Source organism: Nocardioides convexus, assembly GCF_011090295.1.
Window position 1 is genome coordinate 735582 of the sequence record NZ_JAAMYA010000001.1, and the last position, 18624, is coordinate 754205.

An 18624-nucleotide genomic window follows, 5' to 3' on the forward strand; every position below is an offset into this window, starting at 1 on the left:
TCATGCCCTCGTCCATGTTGATGTCGATCACCTGCGCGCCGGCCTCGACCTGCTGGGCGGCCACCGACAGAGCGGTGTCGTAGTCGCCGTCCTTGATCAGGTTGCGGAAGCGCGCGGAGCCGGTGATGTTGGTGCGCTCGCCGACGTTGACGAACAGGGAGTCGTCGGTGATGGTGAACGGCTCCAGGCCGGACAGGCGCATCGCGGGCTCGACGCCGACCGGCTCGCGGACGGCGCGGCCCTCCATCCGCTGCGCGATCTCGGCGATGTGCGCGGGCGTCGTGCCGCAGCAGCCGCCGACGATGTTGAGGAAGCCCGCCTCGGCGAACTCGACCAGCACGCCCGCGGTGTCGGCGGGCGCCTCGTCGTACTCACCGAAGGCGTTGGGCAGCCCGGCGTTGGGGTACGCCGAGACGAAGGAGTTCGCGAGCCGCGACAGACTCGGCGACGTAGGGCCGCATCTCCTTGGCGCCGAGCGCGCAGTTGAGACCGACCGCGAGCGGCTGCGCGTGGCGCACCGAGTCCCAGAAGGCCTCGGTGACCTGGCCGGAGAGCGTGCGCCCGGACGCGTCGGTGATGGTGCCGGAGATGACGACCGGCCACCGCCGCCCGGCCTCCTCGAAGAGGGTCTCGACCGCGAAGATCGCGGCCTTGGCGTTGAGGGTGTCGAAGATCGTCTCGATGAACAGCAGGTCCGCGCCGCCGTCGACCAGGCCGCGGGCGGCGTCGAGGTAGGCGTCGACGAGTCTGTTCGTAGGACACGTTGCGCGCGCCCGGGTCGTTGACGTCGGGGCTGATGCTCGCGGTGCGCGTCGTGGGGCCGAGGGCGCCGGCGACGTAGCGCGGGCGGCCGGTCTCGGCGGCGACCTCGTCGGCGATCCGGCGGGCCAGCCGCGCGGACTCGAGGTTGGGCTCGTAGGAGAGCCTCCTCCATGCCGTAGTCGGACAGCGAGACGGCGTTCGAGTTGAACGTGTTGGTCTCGATGATGTCCGCGCCGGCCTCGAGGTACTCCCGGTGGATCCCGCCGATGATGTCGGGCTGGGTGACCGAGAGCAGGTCGTTGTTGCCGATCAGGTCCGAGGGCCACTCCTCGCGGCTCGCGAAGCGCTCGCCGCGGTAGCCGTCCTCGTCGGGCCGGTCGCGCTGGATGGCCGTGCCCATCGCACCGTCGAGGATCACGATCCGCTCGTGGAGCAGCGCGGTGAGACTCGTCAGTGGCGTCGGGCCGCCATGCGGCGTCCTGCGACCTGTCCTGAGCCATCAACTCATCCTTCCAGTAAATGGAAGGCGCCCTTGGTGTCCCTGCCGAGCGTGGCGGGGTCCCATGTGAACGCCCCGTTGCAACGCCTCTCGGCCGGTGTCCATCGTACTCGGGATCGCGTGACTAGGCTGGAGAAGTGATGGAGATCGAGACGGTGACCGGGCTGGTCCGGCCGGTGGTCATCGCTGCCTTCGAGGGCTGGAACGACGCCGCCGAGTCGGCCACGGCCGTGGTGGACCACCTGATCCGGGTGTGGAACGGCAAGGTGGTCGCGGCGATCGACCCGGAGGAGTACTACGACTTCCAGGTCAACCGCCCCACCGTCGGCATCGACGAGAACGGCTTCCGGAAGCCTGACCTGGCCCAGCACCCACGTGGTGGTGGCCTCGCCTCCGGCGCTGGACCGCGACGTCATCCTGATCCGCGGGATCGAGCCGAACATGAAGTGGCGCCAGTTCACCACCGAGTCGCTGGAGGTCATCGACGACCTCGGCGGCGAGCCTGCTCGTCACCCTGGGTGCCCTGCTCTCCGACAGCCCGCACACGCGGCCGATCCCGGTCTCCGGCTCCTCGACCGAGCCGGACCTGATGGAGCGCCTCGACCTGGAGCAGTCGACGTACGAGGGGCCGACCGGGATCGTCGGGGTCCTCTCCGACGCCTGCGCCACCGTCGACCTGCCGAACGTGTCGTACTGGGCCGCCGTCCCCCACTACGTCGCCCAGCCGCCGTGCCCGAAGGCCACGCTCGCGCTGCTCAGCCGGCTGGAGGACCTGCTTGAGTCCCCGATCCCCCTCGGCGACCTGCCGGAGGAGGCGCGGGCCTGGGAGCGCGGCGTCGACGAGTCGGCCGAGGAGGACGAGGACATCGCCGACTACGTCCGGTCGCTGGAGGAGTCCCGCGACACCGCCGACCTCCCCGAGGCCTCGGGCGAGGCGATCGCGCGCGAGTTCGAGCGCTACCTCAAGCGGCGCGGCGAGGACGGCTGAGCGCCCAGCGCGTCAGACGCTGAGCCCGAGGGCTGCGTCCAGCACCGGCAGCAGGGTCGTCGCGGCGTCCGGGTCGCTGGTGTCGGCGAGGCCGTCGGTGCCGAGCGTGGCCGCGACCCAGGCGTCGATCGCGGCGGTCGCGCGCGGTGCGTCGAGGTCGTCGGCGATCGCGGCGAGCACCTCCTCGACCACCGGCCCCGCCGGCGCGCCGGCTCCGAGGGCGAGCGCCCGGCGCCAGTCGGCGAGGTCGTCGACCGCGGTCCAGAGCCTGGTCGTCGGTCCACTCCCAGTCGGTGCGGTAGTGGTGGCGCAGCAGGGTCAGCCGGATCGCCATCGGGTCGATGTCGCTGTTGCGCAGCGCGGAGACGAAGACCAGGTTGCCCAGCGACTTCGACATCTTCTGGCCGTCGTAGGCGACCATCCCGGCGTGGGAGTAGATCTTGGCGAAGGGCTCCCCCGTGGCGACCTGCACGTGCCCGGCGCACATCTCGTGGTGCGGGAACACCAGGTCGCTGCCGCCGCCCTGGACGTCGAACGCGCCACCGAGCCTCCTGCAGCGCGATCGCCGCGCACTCGATGTGCCAGCCGGGCCGGCCCTTGCCCCACGGGCTGTCCCAGGACGGCTCGCCCTCGCGCTCCCCGCGCCACACGACGCAGTCGAGCGGGTCCCTTCTTGCCCGCGCGGTCGGGGTCCCCGCCGCGCTCGCCGAAGAGGCGGAGCATGGTGTCGCGGTCGTAGCCGGACTCCGCGCCGAAGGCCGGGTCCGCGGCGACGGAGAAGTAGAGGTCGTCCTCGACCCGGTAGATCGTGCCGGCGGCCTCCGGGCGCTGGACCAGCTCGATGACCAGCGGGATCGACTCCACCGCACCGACGTACGCCGCCGGGGGCAGCACGCGCAGCGCCTCCATGTCCTTGCGGAACAGACTCGGTCTCGCGCTCGGCGAGTCTCGACCCAGTCGACGCCGACCTTGGTGGCGCGCTCGAGCAGCGGGTCGTCGACGTCGGTGACGTTCTGGACGAAGCGGACCTCGTGGCCGGCGTTGCGCCAGGCGCGGTGCAGCAGGTCGAAGGCCAGGTAGGTGTTGGCGTGGCCGATGTGCGTGGCGTCGTACGGCGTGATGCCGCAGACGTACAGGCGCGCGGGCCCGTCGGGGGTCGCCTCGACGGTGCCACCGCTGGCGGTGTCGTGGAGGACGACGGGAGGGCCGGTCACCGGGAGCACCGGGATGCCCGGGGCGTTCCATGCGCGCATGGGGCGATGCTAGATGACGGTGCTCAGAAGGGCGGCCACGGGATCGGCGGCCAGCCGCCGTGCGGGCCGGGCAGGCTCCCCGGCCGCGAGCAGCCGCTCCGCGCGGCGCTCCAGCGCCGAGATCTCGTGCTGGGCGAGGTGGAGGCCCAGGCTCCTCCCCCAGGCTGCCACGCACCGCGGCCAGCAGGTCGGTCACCACCGAGGTCTCCTCGTCGGTCAGTGGCTGCCCGGCCCAGCCCCACAGCACCGTGCGGAGCCTTCGGCTCGTGGTGGAAGGCGATGCCGTGGTCCACGCCGTGGCGGTGGCCACCGGGCATCGCCAGCACGTGCCCGCCCTTGCGGTCGGCGTTGTTGATCACCACGTCGAGCACGGCCATCCGGCGCAGCGGCGCGGTGTCCTCGTGCACCAGGGTGACCGGACGGTCCCGGTCGTCGAGGCCGTCGAAGACCTCGAGCCAGCCCTCGGGCGTCGTACCGGAGCGGACCAGGTCGACCGCGTCCTGCTCGGGGTCCACCTCGCGCCACTCCTGGACCATGCCGGGACCGTGGGGGCCCTCCGCCCACCAGGTGCGGGGCACGACGTCCCAGCCGGTCGCGTCCGAGACGAGGTACGCCGCGACCTCGCGGTCGGCCAGCGTGCCGTCCGGGAAGTCCCAGAGCGGACGCTCGCCCGCCACGGGCTTGTAGACGACCTCCGCCCCGTCGAGCCTCGGCGAGGAAGGTCGCGTTGGAGGCCGGCATGATCCGGCCCTTGAGGGTCAGTCCCGTCATGCTCAGGGGTCGCGGCGCTTGAACCCGTTGGCCCGCACGCACAGGTGGCCCTCGGGGTCGATCGGGTGGCCGCAGAAGGGGCAGGCCGGGCGACCGGCGCCGATCACGGCCTCGGACCGCTTGACGAAGGCACGTGCCTGGCCCGGCTCCAGCCGGACCAGCAGCATCTCGGCAGGCTCGGCGCCGTCGGCGATCTCGGCCGGCTCCTCACCCACCGGGAAGACCTCGATCACGACCCGCTCGTCGCCCGGGTCCCACGACAGGGTCATCGTGCCGGCCCGGAACTCCTCCTCGATCGGCTGCGCCAGCGGCGCGTCGTCGGCGAGGCCGAAGGGGGTGATCGCGGGGATCACGCCGCGGGTGCTGCCGTCGGCGATCACCTCGTCGAGCAGGCTCCTCCACGCGCTCGGCCAGCGCGGCGACCTGCTGCTTCTCCAGGGCGATCGACACGACCCGCGCGCCCTCGCTGGCCTGGAGGAAGAAGGTGCGGCTCCCGGGCTCGCCGACGGTCCCGGCGACGAAGCGCTCGGGCGGGTCGAATCCGTGCACGATCGGCATGTCGTCAGCCTAGCCAGAGCGCTCAGCGGGGTCCGGCGCCGCCACCGACCACGGCACCCTGGCCCGCGGGCGGCGGCTGTGCGAGCCAGGACAGGTCGCCGTCGTGGGTGTTGCTGGCGAGCACGTAGGGCCGGTCGGGACCGTAGCGCACCACCGAGATCGACGCCGGGTCCACGTTGATCCGCTGGAACAGGTCCAGGTGCAGGCCAAGCGCGTCGGCCAGCACCGACTTGATGATGTCGCCGTGGCTCACCGCCACCCAGACCGCCCCCGCACCGTGCTCGCGGCTCACCGCGGCGTCGATGCGCCGTACGGCGGACACGGCGCGGTGCTGCATGGCGACCATCGACTCCCCGCCCGGGAAGGTGACGGCCGAGGGCTGCTGCTGGACCGTGCGCCACAGCGGCTCCTTGAGCAGGTCCTTGATCGCCTGGCCCTGCCAGTCGCCGTAGTCGCACTCGGCGAGCGCCTTCTCGCTCGTCGTACGGACCTTGTGGCCGGCGCCACGCTGGGCGTCGGCCACCGCCTTGGCGGTCTGCTTGCAACGCTCCTGCGGGCTGGTCACCAGGCGCACGACCGGCACCGCAGCGATGCGCGCCCCGGCGCGCGCGGCCTGCTCGGTGCCGGAACTCGTCGAGGAGCACACCGGGCGTGCGCCCGGCCAGCAGCCCGGAGGCGTTCGCGGTGGTCCGGCCGTGACGGACCAGCAGCAGGGTGGCCATGGCGGCGAGCCTAGAGCAGCCCCGGTCGCGGGCTGACTAGCGTTGTCCCGTGATCGTCGACAGCGCCGTCTACCGCCACGGGGTCCGCCTCCCGGTCGACTGCTACCCGCACGACTACGCCGCCCTGCGCCAGGCGGCCAGCCGGGAGCACGACTTCGTCTGGGTCGGTCTCTACGAGCCCAGCCACATCGAGGCTCTCCGAGATCGCCGAGGCCTTCGCGCTGCACCCGCTCGCCGTCGAGGACGCCGTCGCCGCCCACCAGCGCCCGGAAGCCTGGAGAAGTACGACGACAGCCTCTTCCTGGTCCTCAAGACGCTCTGGTACGTCGACGAGGACGATGCCGTCGAGACCGGCGAGATCAACGTCTTCATCGGCGAGGACTTCGTGATCACCGTCCGCCACGGCCGCGGCTCGGCCCTCAGCGACGCCCGCCACGCCCTCGAGCAGAAGCAGGCCATCCTCGACCACGGTCCCTCGGCCGTCGTCTACGCCGTGTGCGACGCCGTCGTCGACGGCTACACCGCCGTCGTCGCCGAGCTCCAGGTCGACGTCGACGAGGTCGAGACCTCCGTGTTCTCCGAGGAGCGCACCAACGACGGCAACCGGATCTACGTCCTCAAGCGCGAGCCTGTCCGAGGTACGCCGCGCCGTGCTCCCCCTGCGCGAGCCGATGCGCCGCTTCGCCACCGGCTCCGTGGACCTCATCGAGGCCGAGGCCGGTCCCTTCTTCCGCGACGTCAGCGACCACCTCTCCCAGGCCGCCGACGAGATCGACACCCTCGACGGGCTCCTCTCCACCGCCTTCGACGCCCACCTGGCCCGGCTCGGCGTGCAGCAGAACGACGACATGCGCAAGATCTCCGCGGGAGCCGCGCTGGTCGTCGTACCGACGCTGATCGCGGGGGTCTACGGCATGAACTTCACCCACATGCCGGAGCCTGGAGTGGACCTACGGCTACCCGTTCGCGCTGCTGCTCATGATCGCCACGGCCGCGGGGCTGTGGGTGCTGTTCAAGCGGTCCGGCTGGTTCTGAGGCCGGCATCCGGTCGCCACCCGACCATGCAGAATCGGCAGGGTGACGAGGCCGGCCAAGGAGTGGAGCGCCCCGGCTACCCGCAGCACCTCAGGCACAGCGTTCAGGTGTTGCGAGCGGCGTCCAGCCGAGCGCTACGGACGTAGCCCACTCGTGCAGGCAAGCGGCGCGCTCAGGCGTTGAGTGCCCCGAAGCCCAGCAGCGCGAACACCGCGAGCCCGAGCAGGACCCGGTAGACCACGAACGGCGTGTAGGACTTCGTCGAGACGTAGCGCAGCAGCCAGGCGATCGCGGCGTAGCCGACCACGAAGGAGACGATCGTCGCGGTGATCGTCGGCCCCCAGCCGTAGGCTCGCCTCGCCGGCGTGGGCCTCGCCGACGTTGGCGATCTCCTTGAGCTCGAAGACGCCGGCGCCGACGACGGCGGGGATCGCGAGCAGGAAGGCGAAGCGGGTCGCGGCCTCGCGGTCGTAGCCGAGGAAGCGGCCCATCGACAGGGTCGCACCGGAGCGGGAGACGCCGGGGACGAGGGCGAGCGCCTGCGCGCCGCCCATCAGGGCCGCGTCGCGCAGGGTCATCTGCTTGATCGCGCGGTCCGTGCGGCCGACGCGGTCGGCGACGCCGAGAACGATGCCCATCACGATGAGCGTCGTGCCGATCAGCCACAGGTTGCGGAAGTCGCGCTCGATGACGTCCTTGAAGAGGACGCCGAGGACCACGATCGGGACCGAGCCGACGATGATGTACCAGCCCATCCGGGCATCCAGCGTGCCGCGGTACTCCGGCTTGAACAGCGAGAGCACCCAGGCCCGCGCGATCCGCCAGATGTCCTTGCGGAAGAACACGAGCACGGCGAGACTCGGTGCCGATCTGGATCACCGCCGTGAACGCCGCGCCGGGATCGCCCCAGCCGAAGAGCTCCGGGAAGATCCGCAGGTGCGCGCTGCTGGAGACCGGCAGGAACTCCGTCAGGCCCTGGAGCACGCCGAGGAACACTGCTTGCAGGAAGTCCGCCACAGGAGAGCATCCTAGGGACAGGTGGGTTGTCGGCGTCGTACCGGCGTGCCCGAGCGGGTTCTCCACAGGGGTGCGGCTACGTTTTCCCCCATGCAGCAGCGGTACGTCGGCGCGAGCGGCCTCCAGGTGTCGCGGCTCGCCCTGGGCACGATGACCTGGGGCAAGGACACCGACGAGCACGAGGCGCGCGACCAGCCTGACCGCCTTCGTCGAGGCGGGCGGCACGACGATCGACACCGCCGCCGGCTACACCGACGGTCGCTCGGAGGAGCCTGATCGGCACGCTGCTCGGCGACGTGGTGCGCCGTGACGAGGTGGTCCTGGCGACCAAGGCCGGCATCTGGCGCCGCGGCAGCGAGCGGGTGCACGACACCTCCCGCGGCGCGCTGCTGCGGGGCCTCGACACCTCGCTGCGCCGGCTCGGCACCGACCACGTGGACCTGTGGCAGGTGCACATCTGGTCCGACGCCGTGCCGCTGGAGGAGACGCTGGGTGCGCTCGACCAGGCGGTGAGCAGCGGCCGGGCGTCGTACGTCGGCATCTCGAACTACACCGGCTGGCAGACCGCCCGCGCGGCGACCCTGCAGGAGGCCGTCCCGGGACGGGCGCGGATCGCGTCCACCCAGGTGGAGTACTCCCTGGTCAACCGGCGCATCGAGCGCGAGGTGCTGCCCGCCGTCGAGGCGCTCGGTCTCGGGGTCTTCCCGTGGTCGCCGCTGGGCCGGGGCGTGCTGACGGGCAAGTACCGCACCGGGACGCCGTCGGACTCGCGCGCCGCGTCGCCGGTGTTCGCGGGCTTCGTGGAGGCCTACCTCGACGACCACAGCCGCGGCATCGTCGAGGCCGTCTGCCGCGCGGCGGACGGGCTCGGCTGGACGCCGCTGGAGGTGGCGCTGGTGTGGGTGCGCGACTCCCCCGCCGTGACCGCACCGATCGTGGGCGCGCGCACCGCCGCCCAGGCTCAAGGTCGCGCTCGGGAGCGAGACCAAGACCCTGCCTGCGGAGATCCGCAGTGCCCTCGACGACGTCTCAGGAGGTGCGGCATGAGTGTCGCGATGCTCCGGCCGGGCCTCTCGCGTGGCCTCGGTCGTGGGGTGGAGTGGGAGTTCGACCGGGTGACCTTCGACCGCGCGCTCTCGCGCAACGTCGTCGCGAAGCCTGCTCACCGAGCGTGCCGAGCACGGCGGGTGGGAGCTGGACCGGCTGCAGATCGGGCCGGACGGGCGGCGCCGGGTGGTGCTGCGGCGCAAGATCATCCGCGCGGTGCGGACGGCCTGAGCCTCTGGCGGGGCCTCAGACCTCGTCGAGGAAGCGGTCCATCACCCGCGCCCCGAACTCCAGCGCGTCCACCGGCACCCGCTCGTCCACCCCGTGGAAGAGCGCGGTGAAGTCCAGGTCCTCGGGCAGCCGCAGCGGCGCGAAGCCGTAGGAGCGCATGCCCAGGCTTGGTGAAGTGCTTGGCGTCCGTCCCCCCGCTCATCAGGTACGGCGCCACGATCGCCTCCGGGTCCTCCGCGACCAGGCTCCGGGTCATCGCGTCGACCAGCGCACCGTCGTACGGCATCTCCCAGGGCGGCTGCTTGGAGATGTACTCGATCTCCACGCCCTCCCCCGTCAGGCTCGGCCAGGGTCGAGAAGAACTCGTCCTCGAAGCCCGGCAGGAAGCGGCCGTCGACGTGCGCGCTGGCCTCGGTGGGGATCACGTTCACCTTGTAGCCCGCGTCGAGCATGGTCGGGTTGGTCGAGTTGCGCAGGACCGCACCGAGCATCCGGGCGGCGCCGCCGAACTCCTCGACCAGGGCGGGCGCGTTCTCTGGTGTCGCCTCGGTGCCGGCGAGTCTCACCGACGGCGGCCAGCAGCGTGCGCATCGTCGGGGTCAGCCGGACCGGCCACTCGTGGGCACCGATCCGCGCGACCGCCGCGGCGAGCCGGGTGACCGCGTTGTCGTCGTTGATCATCGAGCCGTGCCCGGCGCGGCCGCGGGCGGTCAGGCGCATCCACGCCATGCCCTTCTCGGCCGCCTCGACCAGGTAGAGCCGGCGCCCGCGGATGGTGGTGCTGAATCCGCCCACCTCGCCGACGGCCTCCGTGCACCCCTCGAACCAGTCCGCGTGGTTCTCCACGAGCAGCTTGCGCACCCTGGTGCCCGCCGGCCTCCTCGTCGGCGGTGAAGCAGAGCGTCACCGGCCGCGCGGGCGCCCGGCCGCTGCGTTGGCGCTCCCGCACCACCGACAGCAGCATGGCGTCGAAGTCCTTCATGTCGACCGCTCCGCGGCCCCAGACGTAGCCGTCCTGGACCTCGCCGCTGAACGGGTGCACCTGCCAGTCCTCCGCCGCAGCCGGTACGACGTCGAGGTGACCGTGCAGCAGCAGCGCGTCCTCGCGGCTGCCGTCCCCGCCCCAGCGGGCCAGCACGTTGGCCCGGCCGGGCGCGGTCTCCACGACCTCGGCGGCGATGCCGACCTCGTCGAGCAGCCCGGCGACGTACTCCGCCGCCTTGCGCTCCCCGGGTCCGTCCTCGCTGCCGTAGTTCGACGTGTCGATCCGGATGAGCTCCCGGCAGATGTCGACGACCTCGCTGGATTCGGTCATGGCGCCATCGTTGCACGCACACCCGAGGCGCTAGCGTGCTGGCCGTGGCACCCCCCGACTGGAAGCAGTACTCCCCCGACCCCGGCCCCGACGAGGAGCCCACCCCGAAGGTCGAGGCCTACCGACCGCCGCCGGAGCCGGTGCCGCTGCGCTCGCTGGAGGAGCGGACAGTGCGTCGTACCGGTGGCGGGCCGGTGCTCGTCGGCGTCGCCGGGGTGGTCCTCGTCGGAGGCGTCACCGCCGGGCTCCTCGCCCTCTCCGGCGGCTCCGACGTCGAGCCCGCACCGGCGGGTGCCGCGGCTGAGAAGCCCGACGTGCAGTCTGCGGACGGCTTCGCCGACCTCGTCGACGCGCTGCGGGAGAAGACCGGTGCCACGACGGTGTTCGAGGTCGTGCTCTACCCGGAGTACGCCTCCCTCGACGTGCCCTTCGAGCCGGGCGACGTCCGCGAGGTGAAGTACCACTGGGACGGCGACCTCGACGAGACCGGTCGCGGCAACACCGAGGACCTCCCCTTCGACCTCACGTCACTCGACGCGTCCCGGTTCGACGGCATGTGCGCGGCCGTCAAGGCCCTGGTCGAGGACCCGGAGAGCCTGCTACCTGATCATCAAGCGCCCGGAGCCCGAGGACCCGACACCGGCATGGGTCTCGGCGTACTCCAGCAACGAGTTCCAGCAAGGGGCGTACGTCGAGTTCGGCCTCGACGGGACCGAGGTCACCCGCCACTCCTGGTGAGGACTCAGGCCTCCGTGGCGAGCGCGGTCGCGAAGCCCAGCATGACCACGCCGGTCACGCCGTCGACCCCGCGCCGGAAAGTGGGCCGCACCAGAGCGCCGGACGCCTTCGCCGCGATCCACACCACGATGCCGAGCACCACGGCGCCGATCGCGACCAGGGTCAGGGCGTAGGCCAGCAGCGCCGGCAGGCCCTCCCCGGCGCCGACGAACTGCGGCAGCACCGCCAGGTTGAACGCCAGCACCTTCGGGTTGGTGATGTTGCAGACGAAGCCCTGCCGGAACGCCGTCCGGTCCCGCACGGTCGCTTTCCCCTCACCCACCGCCCAGACGCTGCCGTCACGCCGCAGGGCGTCGCGGATGGCGCTCACGCCGAGCCAGGTCAGGTACGCCACACCCGCCCACCGGACCGCCAGGAACACCGGCTCCGCCGCCGCCAGCACCGCCCCCAGCCCGGTCGCCGCGAGCACGCCCTGGACCGCCCCCGCGGTGGTGATGCCCGCCGCCGTCACGACCCCGCGCCGCCGGCCGCCGACCACGGTGGCGCGCAGGGTGAGGAAGGTGTCCGGGCCCGGCGCCATCGCGAGCAGGGCCGCGAAGAGGACGAAGGAGACGTAGGTGCTCACGGAGGGGATCGTACGACGGGCAGGACCGTGGCGTCGGCTGACGCTGCGGCCCGCGGACCGCAGGCAGGCTCAGCGCACCTCCACCACCGGCAGCCGGTACGCCGCCGGCGCCGCCTCCGGCACGACCGGGCGCCGGGGTGCCACCGCCCCCACCCGCCGGTACGACGCACCGAGCCCCGGCCGCGCGTCCAGGCTCCCCCTTGTTCGGCCACAGCGCGACGGCACGCTCGGCCATCGCGGTGATCGTCAGGGACGGGTTGACGCCGAGGTTGGCGGCGACGGCGGAGCCGTCGATCACGTGGAGGCCGTCGTAGCCGTGCAGGCGGTGGTAGGGGTCGATGACGCCGTCGTCCGCGCTCTCGCCGATGGGGCAGCCGCCGATGAGGTGGCCGGTGGCGGGGATGTTGACGAGGTCGGCCCAGGTGCCCCCGGGGATGCCGTCGATCTCCTCGCCGACCCGCCGGGCGACCTCGTGCCCCTGCGGGATCCACACCGGGTTGGCCTCGCCGGTGCCCTGGCGGGTGGTGAGGGTGCGGCCCCACGGCCTCCGGCGCAGGTACGTCGTGAGGGAGTTGTCGAGGCTTTGCATCACCAGCAGCACGATGGTCTGCTCGGACCAGTGCCGCGGGTCGTGCAGGTGCGGCAGGTCGCGCCGGTGTCGCCACATCTCGCGCAACCCGGCGAGCAGCCGCGACCGACCGTCGCCGGGGGCATCGGTGAGGGTGGCCATCAGCAGGCCGAGCAGGTTGCTCCCCTTGCCGTAGCGGACCGGTTCGACGTGGGTGTGGTCGTCGACGTGGATCGAGGAGGTGATGGCGACCCCGCGGGAGTAGTCCACCTCGTCGCCGCGGGCGCGGACGCCGAGGATCGCCTCGGAGTTGGTGCGGGTCAGGCTCGCCGAGCCGGGGCGAGATGCGGGGCAGGCTGCCGCCGTCGCGCAGGCGGTGCAGCAGCCGCTGGGTGCCGAGGGAGGCGGCGGAGAAGACGACCTGGTCGGCGGTGAAGACGCGGGCACCGCGTCGTACCTTGCCCTCGGTGCGGCGGGTGGTGACCTCGTAGCCGCCGCCCGGGCGCGGGCGGACGTCGGTCACCGTGGTCATCGGGTGGACCACGGCTCCGGCCTTCTCGGCGAGGTAGAGGTAGTTCTTGACCGTGGTGTTCTTGGCGCCGACCCGGCACCCGGTCATGCAGGCGCCGCAGTCGGTGCAGGTGGTCCGCTCCGGCCCGGCGCCGCCGAAGAACGGGTCGGCCACCTGCTCGCCGGGTCGCTCGCCGAAGAGGACGCCGACGTCGGTCGGCCCGGAAGGCTCTCCCCCACGCCGAGCGAGTCGGCGACGGACCTCATGACGTGGTCCGACGGCGACATCGACGGGTACGACGTCACGCCCAGCATCCGCCGCGCCTGGTCGTAGTACGGCGCCAGGCTCGTCGGCCCAGTCGGTGATGCCCGACCAGCGCGGGTCCTCGAAGAACGACCTCGGCGGCTCGTAGAGGGTGTTGGCGTAGACGAGCGAGCCACCACCGACCCCGGCGCCGGTCAGCACGAGGACGTCCTTGAGCAGGGTCATCCGGAGCAGGCCGTAGCAGCCGAGCGCGGGGTTGAAGACGTAGTCGCGCACCTTCCACGACGAGGTCGGCAGACTCGTCGTCGGCGAACCGGCGCCCGGCCTCCAGCACGCCCACCCGGTAGCCCTTCTCCGAGAGCCGCAGCGCGGTGACGCTGCCGCCGAAGCCGGAGCCGATCACCAGCACGTCGTAGTGAGTCACCGGGTGGCCTCCGTCAGGTCGGCGGTCTCGAAGTCGCTGGGGTCGAAGCGGGCGGTGCGCTCCTGGTACTCGGTCACCGTGCCGGGCCAGTTGGTGGTGATCCGGCCGCTCGGCTCGCGGTACCAGGCTCGTGCACGACGCCCACACGCTCGTGGACAGGCGCCGCTGCATCTCCGCGTCGTACGACGCCGCCCGGTCCGCGCGCACGGCCAGGGTCGTGCCGCGGCGGGCCCCCTCCAGGACCGCCTGCACGAGGTAGCCGGCCTGGGCCTCCAGCATGCCGATGATCGAGTCTGCCGCCGAGGTTGGTGTTCGGGCCGTAGAGGATGAAGAAGCCCGGGAAGTCGGGGACGGTGATCCCGAGGTGAGCACGGGCACCGCCCTTCCACGCGTCGTGCAGCCGCCGTCCGCCGCGGCCGGTGACCTCGATCGAGGCGAGGAAGTCGGTGGCGGCGAAGCCGGTGCCGAGGATGACCACGTCGGCCTCGTGCAGCACGCCGTCCGCGGTGCGCACACCGCCGGCCTCGACCGCGGCGATCCGGTCGGTCACGACGTCCACGTCGTCGCGCACCAGCGCGGGGTACCAGTCGTTGGAGAACAGCAACCGCTTGCAGCCCAGCGGGTAGTCGGGCACCAGCCGGGCCCGCAGGGCCGGGTCCTTGACCTGCTGGCGCAGGTGCAGGTGCCAGGCCCGGTCGAGCACCTTGGTGATCGCGCCGCCGTCGGAGTCGAGCGCCTTGTTGAGTCTGCTCGGAGAGCCTTGAACACCCCGCGGCGGGCGATGTCGTGCAACCGCGGACGCTGGACGAACAGGCGCTTCTCCCAGGTCGCGTAGGTGCGGTCCGGCTTCGGGACGACGTACGGCGCCGAGCGCTGGAACACCGTCGTGTGCCCGGCGACGGGGGCGATCTCGGGGACGAACTGGATCGCGCTGGCGCCGGTCCCGATCACCGCGACCCGCTTGCCCGCCAGGGACACGTCGTGGTCCCACTGCGCGGAGTGGAAGACCGGCCCGGAGAAGTCGTCGAGACCGGCGATGGCGGGGACGGCGGGCTCGGAGAGCCTGGCCGACCGCGGAGACGAGCACCTCGGCGGTGAGCTCCTCGCCCGACGTCAGCCGCACCGTCCAGCGCCCGTCCGCCCAGGCCGCGGAGGCGACCTCCGCACCGGTGCGCACCAGGTCGCGCAGCCCGCCTGCGGTGGCCTGCTCGCGGATGTAGGCGTGGATCTCCGGCTGCCGCGCGTAGCGGTGGCTCCAGTCGTGCTTGGGCGCGAAGGACCAGGAGTAGAGCGAGGACGGAACGTCGCACGCCGCACCCGGGTAGGTGTTGTCGCGCCACACCCCACCGATGTCGTCGGCGCGCTCCAGGACGGTGATGTCGGTGATCCCAGCCGCTCGCAGGTGGTGCGCGGTCGCCAGGCCACCGAAGCCGGCGCCGACGACGATGACCGAGGGCGAGGACGTGCTCATGACAGCACGCTAGGGACCGCACGGAGCGCCTGCCAGCGCGGAACGGCCAGAGGCTCCATAATTCCGGCCATGTTCGATCCGCCGGTCACGCGCACCTGGGACTTCCCGCGCCGGGTCACGGGGATCGCGCTGCTGGTCGCCGCCGGCGCCGACGAGGGCGTGCCGCCGGAGGTGCTGCTGCGCGGGACCGGGCTCGGGGTGCGCGACCTGGAGGACCACCAGCGGGAGGTCACCGCCCAGCAGGAGCCTGCGGGTGGTGCGCAACCTGCTCGCGGCCGCCCCGGCGATCTCCGGCGCCCGGGTCGGGCTGCGCTACCACGTCTCGACCTTCGGCCCACTCGGCTTCGCGCTGCTCAGCAGCCCGACGATGGGCGCCGCCGCCAACCTCGCCTTCCGCTTCCTCGACCTCAGACTTCGCCTTCTGCGTCTTCGGGGCGCGGATCGAGGGCGACCGGGCGGTCGTGGCTCTCGATGACCGCGACCTGCCCGCCGACGTGGGCCGCTTCCTGGCCGAGCGCGACCTCAGCGCGATCTGGACGGTGCTGCGCGAGATCGCCGGTGGCGCGCCGAGGGTCTCCTCGGTCGACCTGCCCTACCCCGCCGCGGACCCCGCGGCCTACCGCGCCGCCTTCGGGGTGCGTCCCCGCTTCGACGCACCGGGCGGGCGCTCCGAGCTCCGCCTCGACGCCGCGTGGATGGACTATCCGCTCCCCCAGGCCAACCCGCACGCCCTCGCCCTCGCCGAGACGCTGTGCCGCGACCTGGTCGCCGCCCGGCGCAGCCGCAGCGGGATCGTCGAGCAGGTCCGGATCCTGGTCGCGCAGCGTCTCGCCGCCGGCGCCCCGATGGCCGACGTCGCGACCGCGCTGGGCCAGAGCGAGCGCTCCCTGCGCCGGCACCTGGCCGAGGCCGGTACGTCGTACCGGGCCCTGCTGGACGAGGTACGACGCGGGGCGGCCGAGGAGCCTCCTCGGTGACCGCGGCCGCAAGGTGGACGACATCGCGCGTCAGGCTCGGGTACGCCGAGGCGACCAGGCTCCGGGGCGGCGTACCGGCGGTGGACGGGACGATCTCCGCGCGAGCACCGTGCGGGGTGAGGGTTCGGCAGCCCCGACCCGTTCCGGCGATTCCGGGACGGGGTCCCACTGCCGGACCTAGGCTCACCACACACGGATCTCGGAGGAAGAGAGCCTGGCCTGTGGTCGCGATCGAGGACCGCGTTCCCTCGGCGTCGGAGGAGGAGGCGAGCCGGCTCCGGCTCATCCTGGAGGCGACGCCGAACGCGATGGTGATGGTCGGTGCGGACGGGCGCATCGTCCTGGTCAACGCCCAGGCGGAGGCGCTCTTCGGCTTCGACCGCTCCGCACTGCTGTCGATGCGGGTCGAGGAGCTCATCCCCCGTCGGTCGCGCGGTGCGCACCTGCGCTATCGCGCCAGCCTACCAGGCCGAGTCCGCGGCGCGCCCCATGGGCGCGGGCCGGGACCTGTACGGGCTGCGCAGCGACGGCACCGAGGTACCGATCGAGATCGGCCTGAACCCGATCGTCATCGGCGAGGAGAAGTTCGTGCTGGCCTCGGTCATCGACATCAGCGAGCGGTTGGCAGTCCAGGACGCCCTCGCGGTGGCGGGCAAGGACTCGCTGCGCCGCAGCATCCTGGCGAGCATGACCTGCAGCGTCCTCGTCACGGACCTGGAGGGTCAGATCGTCGCGGCGAACCCCGCCACCGAGCGGCTGCTCGGGTTCCCGGAGACGGCACTCCTGGGCCGCTCGCTGACCAGACTTCTACGGCTCCTCGCACACTCCCGGGCACGACTGGACGCGGGGCGCCGACGGCGAGGAGTGCGAGCCTGGCGTACCGCCGCCGGGACGGCTCGGAGGTCACCGTCGGCGAGGCGATCACCCCGGTCGTCGACGAGGACGGCACGGCGACCGGCTACCTGGCCGTCGCCTTCGACATCACCAAGCGGCTCGAGGTGCGGGCCCGCGTGGCCTACCTCGCGGACCACGACGCACTGACCGGCCTCCCGAACCGGTCGATGCTCACCCAGCACCTCGTCCAGGCGATCACCTCCGCCGAGCGGGAGCGCTCGAAGGTCGCTCTGCTGCTGCTCGACGTCGACCACTTCAAGCGGGTCAACGACTCGTTGGGTCACCACGCCGGTGATCGGCTGCTGCTGCGCGTGGCCGAGCAGACTCGCGCAGGTGAGCGGCGAGGGCGACCTGGTCGCCCGGCTCGGCGGGGACGAGTTCGTGATGGTCTTCTCGGGGATCTCCGACGTCCGGGAGGTGCGCGACAGGATCAAGGAGATCGCGGCGCTGCTGCCGACCTCGGTCATGGTCAACAACCACGAGGTGCTCGCGACCGTCAGCGTCGGGTGCGCGGTCTACCCCGACCACGGGGAGACCCCTTCCCACCTGCTCAAGAACGCCGACATCGCGATGTACCGGGCGAAGGCCGCGGGGCGCAACAACGTGCGGTGGTTCCAGCCGGAGATGCTCGTGGACAGCAACGAGAAGTCTGGTGCTCTCCGCGTCACTGCGACATGCGCTGGAGAGGGACGACGAGCCTGTCCGTCGTCTACCAGCCGCAGGTCTGCTTCGAGAGCGGCGAGGTGGTGGCCTACGAGGCACTGGCCCGGTGGCGCTCGCCCTCCGTCGGTCAGGTCCCACCGGACCGGTTCATCCCGGTCGCGGAGGACAGCGGGCTGATCACCGCGTTGGGCGGCTGGGTGCTGCGCCGTGCCTGCCAGGACGCCGCCGCGATCCGGGCGGCCTCGGGGCTGCCCCTGCGCGTGGCGGTCAACGTCTCCCCGCGGCAGTTCGCCCGCAAGACGTGGCTGAGCGAGGTGCGGGCCGCGCTCGACGCCGCCGACCTGCCGGCCTCGGCGCTGGAGCCTGGAGATCACCGAGGGAATCTTGATGAACGACGACCACGACGCGCTCGCCGTGCTGCACGACCTGAAGCAGATCGGCGCCCGGATCGTGGTCGACGACTTCGGCCAGGGGTACTCCAGCCTTGCGTACCTGACCCGCTTCCCCGTCGACAAGATCAAGATCGACCGCGAGTTCGTCCGACGGCTCTCCACCACCGACGCGGACGCGGCGGTCATCGACGCCATCCTCGCGATGGGCCACGCCCTGGGCATGTCGGTCGCGGCCGAGGGCGTCGAGACGATCGAGCAGGTGAGCCTACCTCCGCGCCAAGGGCTGCGACAAGGGTCAGGGCTTCTACTACGGAAGGGGCCTGCCGGTGGAGGCCGTCCTGGCCGGCTTCGCCGCCTCAGCCCGGGGCGTCGGTGACGTCCGCGACCGTGGCGTCGAGCGCGACCAGCAGAGCCTGAGGCATCCACGGTCAGCGCCACCCCGTGCGCGCCCCCGCCGATCGAGATCTCGCCCGTCACCCGCTCGTCGGCGATCACCGGCAGCGCGGCCAGCGAGCCCAGCGGGGTGATCGTGCCGCGCTCGTAGCCGGTCACCTCGCGCGCGCCGTCCGCGGACGGCATCGAGATCCTGTTGACGCCGAGGAGCGCACGCAGCCTTGGGCCACGCGATCTCGCGGTCGCCGGGAACCAGCACGAACCGGTGGTCGCCCTCCGCGACCCGGACCACCATCGTCTTGACGATCTGCCGCGGCGCGATGCCGCGCGCCTCGGCGGCCTCCGCCAGCGAGCGGACCGGGCCGTGCCGGGTGAGCGTGAAGGCCAGGCCCAGTGCCTCGGCAGCGCTGGTCGCGCGGGCCGACCGGTCGGCCGGCTCCGGCGCGGTCACCCGAGGACCCTCAGACGCCCGTCGGCAGGGTGTCGTCGGGCCCGAGGAAGGCCCG

At 72.4% G+C, this 18624-nt stretch carries 16 protein-coding genes, 18 pseudogenes and 1 riboswitch; of the genes and pseudogenes, 11 read left to right on the forward strand and 23 right to left on the reverse strand.

Annotated features, from left to right (window positions below; genetic code table 11):
* Positions 1 to 28: 28 nt before the first annotated feature.
* The 4 genes and pseudogenes from G5V59_RS05460 to G5V59_RS05470 form a co-directional block, all read right to left on the reverse strand.
* Positions 29 to 439 (reverse strand): annotated as a pseudogene (locus G5V59_RS05460) (homocysteine S-methyltransferase family protein); the annotation flags it as partial.
* Positions 372 to 713, reverse strand: coding sequence for a homocysteine S-methyltransferase family protein (locus G5V59_RS05465; protein WP_278259656.1), 342 nt, complete (start codon positions 711 to 713; stop codon positions 372 to 374). The gene G5V59_RS05465 and the pseudogene G5V59_RS05460, both read right to left, overlap by 68 nt.
* 88 nt (positions 714 to 801) lie before the next feature.
* Positions 802 to 891: pseudogene (locus G5V59_RS35850) on the reverse strand (hypothetical protein); the annotation flags it as partial.
* A gap of 88 nt (positions 892 to 979) precedes the next feature.
* Positions 980 to 1162, reverse strand: a pseudogene (locus G5V59_RS05470) (homocysteine S-methyltransferase family protein); the annotation flags it as partial.
* 117 nt (positions 1163 to 1279) lie between these two features.
* Positions 1280 to 1359, reverse strand: a riboswitch (S-adenosyl-L-homocysteine riboswitch).
* A gap of 42 nt (positions 1360 to 1401) precedes the next feature.
* Here G5V59_RS05470 and G5V59_RS35855 point away from each other — a divergent pair.
* From G5V59_RS35855 to G5V59_RS35865, 3 genes and pseudogenes are all read left to right on the forward strand, one after another.
* Positions 1402 to 1530: pseudogene (locus G5V59_RS35855) on the forward strand (PAC2 family protein); the annotation flags it as partial.
* Between the two features lie 112 nt (positions 1531 to 1642).
* Positions 1643 to 1696 (forward strand): annotated as a pseudogene (locus tag G5V59_RS35860) (hypothetical protein); the annotation flags it as partial.
* A gap of 118 nt (positions 1697 to 1814) precedes the next feature.
* Entirely contained in the window at positions 1815 to 2249 is a 435-nt protein-coding gene (locus tag G5V59_RS35865; RefSeq protein WP_341351137.1) for a PAC2 family protein, read from the forward strand.
* On the opposite strand, the gene G5V59_RS05480 is transcribed toward G5V59_RS35865, so the two are convergent.
* The 7 genes and pseudogenes from G5V59_RS05480 to G5V59_RS05510 all read right to left on the reverse strand — a co-directional run bounded on the left by G5V59_RS05480 (position 2224) and on the right by G5V59_RS05510 (position 5414).
* Entirely contained in the window at positions 2224 to 2754 is a 531-nt protein-coding gene (locus G5V59_RS05480; RefSeq protein ID WP_278255836.1) for a class I tRNA ligase family protein, read from the reverse strand. The two genes, G5V59_RS35865 and G5V59_RS05480, sit on opposite strands and share 26 nt — an antisense overlap.
* Before the next feature lie 275 nt (positions 2755 to 3029).
* A pseudogene (locus G5V59_RS05485) lies at positions 3030 to 3158 on the reverse strand (cysteine--1-D-myo-inosityl 2-amino-2-deoxy-alpha-D-glucopyranoside ligase); the annotation flags it as partial.
* Between the two features lie 101 nt (positions 3159 to 3259).
* Positions 3260 to 3502 (reverse strand): annotated as a pseudogene (locus G5V59_RS05490) (cysteine--1-D-myo-inosityl 2-amino-2-deoxy-alpha-D-glucopyranoside ligase); the annotation flags it as partial.
* A 23-nt stretch (positions 3503 to 3525) separates the two neighbouring features.
* Complete coding sequence (locus tag G5V59_RS05495) at positions 3526 to 4179, reverse strand: SCO1664 family protein (RefSeq protein WP_341350863.1); 654 nt, start codon at positions 4177 to 4179, stop codon at positions 3526 to 3528.
* 96 nt (positions 4180 to 4275) lie between these two features.
* Positions 4276 to 4653 carry a DUF3090 family protein gene (locus G5V59_RS05500; RefSeq protein WP_278255837.1) on the reverse strand — a complete coding sequence of 126 codons (378 nt, stop codon included), beginning with the start codon at positions 4651 to 4653 and terminating at the stop codon, positions 4276 to 4278.
* A gap of 46 nt (positions 4654 to 4699) precedes the next feature.
* A pseudogene (locus G5V59_RS05505) lies at positions 4700 to 4831 on the reverse strand (DUF3090 family protein); the annotation flags it as partial.
* A 22-nt stretch (positions 4832 to 4853) separates the two neighbouring features.
* Complete coding sequence (locus tag G5V59_RS05510) at positions 4854 to 5414, reverse strand: MSMEG_4193 family putative phosphomutase (RefSeq protein WP_278255838.1); 561 nt, start codon at positions 5412 to 5414, stop codon at positions 4854 to 4856.
* A gap of 7 nt (positions 5415 to 5421) precedes the next feature.
* On the opposite strand from G5V59_RS05510, the gene G5V59_RS05515 reads away from it, so the two are divergent.
* The 3 genes and pseudogenes from G5V59_RS05515 to G5V59_RS05525 all read left to right on the forward strand — a co-directional run bounded on the left by G5V59_RS05515 (position 5422) and on the right by G5V59_RS05525 (position 6734).
* The gene (locus tag G5V59_RS05515) at positions 5422 to 5589 is read left to right on the forward strand and encodes a hypothetical protein (RefSeq protein ID WP_278255839.1); all 168 of its coding nucleotides are present in this window, start codon (positions 5422 to 5424) and stop codon (positions 5587 to 5589) included.
* A 13-nt stretch (positions 5590 to 5602) separates the two neighbouring features.
* Positions 5603 to 6118, forward strand: a pseudogene (locus tag G5V59_RS05520) (CorA family divalent cation transporter); the annotation flags it as partial.
* 106 nt (positions 6119 to 6224) lie between these two features.
* Complete coding sequence (locus tag G5V59_RS05525) at positions 6225 to 6734, forward strand: CorA family divalent cation transporter (RefSeq protein ID WP_278255840.1); 510 nt, start codon at positions 6225 to 6227, stop codon at positions 6732 to 6734.
* Here G5V59_RS05525 and G5V59_RS35870 read toward each other — a convergent pair.
* On the reverse strand, positions 6723 to 7433 hold the full coding sequence (locus G5V59_RS35870; RefSeq protein WP_341350864.1) for an undecaprenyl-diphosphate phosphatase: 711 nt from the start codon (positions 7431 to 7433) through the stop codon (positions 6723 to 6725). The two genes, G5V59_RS05525 and G5V59_RS35870, sit on opposite strands and share 12 nt — an antisense overlap.
* A gap of 76 nt (positions 7434 to 7509) precedes the next feature.
* Positions 7510 to 7785, reverse strand: a pseudogene (locus G5V59_RS35875) (undecaprenyl-diphosphate phosphatase); the annotation flags it as partial.
* On the opposite strand from G5V59_RS35875, the pseudogene G5V59_RS05545 reads away from it, so the two are divergent.
* A pseudogene (locus tag G5V59_RS05545) lies at positions 7696 to 8652 on the forward strand (aldo/keto reductase). The pseudogenes G5V59_RS35875 and G5V59_RS05545 overlap by 90 nt on opposite strands.
* An 8-nt stretch (positions 8653 to 8660) precedes the next feature.
* Positions 8661 to 8883, forward strand: a pseudogene (locus G5V59_RS05550) (DUF5703 family protein).
* A gap of 15 nt (positions 8884 to 8898) precedes the next feature.
* Here G5V59_RS05550 and G5V59_RS05555 read toward each other — a convergent pair.
* The 8 genes and pseudogenes from G5V59_RS05555 to G5V59_RS05575 all read right to left on the reverse strand — a co-directional run bounded on the left by G5V59_RS05555 (position 8899) and on the right by G5V59_RS05575 (position 15063).
* Positions 8899 to 10198 (reverse strand): annotated as a pseudogene (locus tag G5V59_RS05555) (M20/M25/M40 family metallo-hydrolase).
* Positions 10199 to 10940: 742 nt separating this feature from the next.
* Positions 10941 to 11561, reverse strand: coding sequence for a LysE family translocator (locus tag G5V59_RS05560; protein ID WP_278255841.1), 621 nt, complete (start codon positions 11559 to 11561; stop codon positions 10941 to 10943).
* A gap of 280 nt (positions 11562 to 11841) precedes the next feature.
* Positions 11842 to 12291, reverse strand: a pseudogene (locus tag G5V59_RS35880) (GMC oxidoreductase); the annotation flags it as partial.
* A gap of 271 nt (positions 12292 to 12562) precedes the next feature.
* Positions 12563 to 12748, reverse strand: a pseudogene (locus G5V59_RS35885) (cholesterol oxidase); the annotation flags it as partial.
* A gap of 193 nt (positions 12749 to 12941) precedes the next feature.
* Positions 12942 to 13499, reverse strand: coding sequence for an NAD(P)-binding protein (locus tag G5V59_RS35890; protein ID WP_341350865.1), 558 nt, complete (start codon positions 13497 to 13499; stop codon positions 12942 to 12944).
* Between the two features lie 375 nt (positions 13500 to 13874).
* A complete protein-coding gene (locus G5V59_RS35895; RefSeq protein WP_341351138.1) occupies positions 13875 to 14366 on the reverse strand; it encodes a hypothetical protein in 492 nt (163 codons plus the stop codon).
* 256 nt (positions 14367 to 14622) lie between these two features.
* Positions 14623 to 14799, reverse strand: a pseudogene (locus G5V59_RS35900) (FAD-dependent oxidoreductase); the annotation flags it as partial.
* 9 nt (positions 14800 to 14808) lie between these two features.
* Positions 14809 to 15063, reverse strand: a complete 255-nt coding sequence (locus G5V59_RS05575) for a hypothetical protein (RefSeq protein WP_278255843.1) — start codon at positions 15061 to 15063, stop codon at positions 14809 to 14811.
* Here G5V59_RS05575 and G5V59_RS05580 point away from each other — a divergent pair.
* The 3 genes from G5V59_RS05580 to G5V59_RS05590 all read left to right on the forward strand — a co-directional run bounded on the left by G5V59_RS05580 (position 15056) and on the right by G5V59_RS05590 (position 18142).
* Positions 15056 to 15274, forward strand: a complete 219-nt coding sequence (locus G5V59_RS05580; RefSeq protein WP_278255844.1) for an AraC family transcriptional regulator ligand-binding domain-containing protein — start codon at positions 15056 to 15058, stop codon at positions 15272 to 15274. The genes G5V59_RS05575 and G5V59_RS05580 overlap by 8 nt on opposite strands.
* Positions 15261 to 15776: an AraC family transcriptional regulator ligand-binding domain-containing protein gene (locus tag G5V59_RS05585; protein WP_278255845.1), complete on the forward strand. Its 516-nt coding sequence runs from the start codon at positions 15261 to 15263 to the stop codon at positions 15774 to 15776. The genes G5V59_RS05580 and G5V59_RS05585 overlap by 14 nt, the downstream gene beginning before the upstream one ends.
* Positions 15777 to 15997: 221 nt before the next feature.
* Positions 15998 to 18142: an EAL domain-containing protein gene (locus tag G5V59_RS05590; RefSeq protein WP_278255846.1), complete on the forward strand. Its 2145-nt coding sequence runs from the start codon at positions 15998 to 16000 to the stop codon at positions 18140 to 18142.
* A 66-nt stretch (positions 18143 to 18208) separates the two neighbouring features.
* Here the strand turns inward: G5V59_RS05590 and G5V59_RS05595 are convergent.
* Positions 18209 to 18337 (reverse strand): annotated as a pseudogene (locus G5V59_RS05595) (YbaK/EbsC family protein); the annotation flags it as partial.
* A 46-nt stretch (positions 18338 to 18383) separates the two neighbouring features.
* Positions 18384 to 18569, reverse strand: a pseudogene (locus G5V59_RS05600) (hypothetical protein); the annotation flags it as partial.
* Positions 18570 to 18624 lie beyond the last annotated feature (55 nt).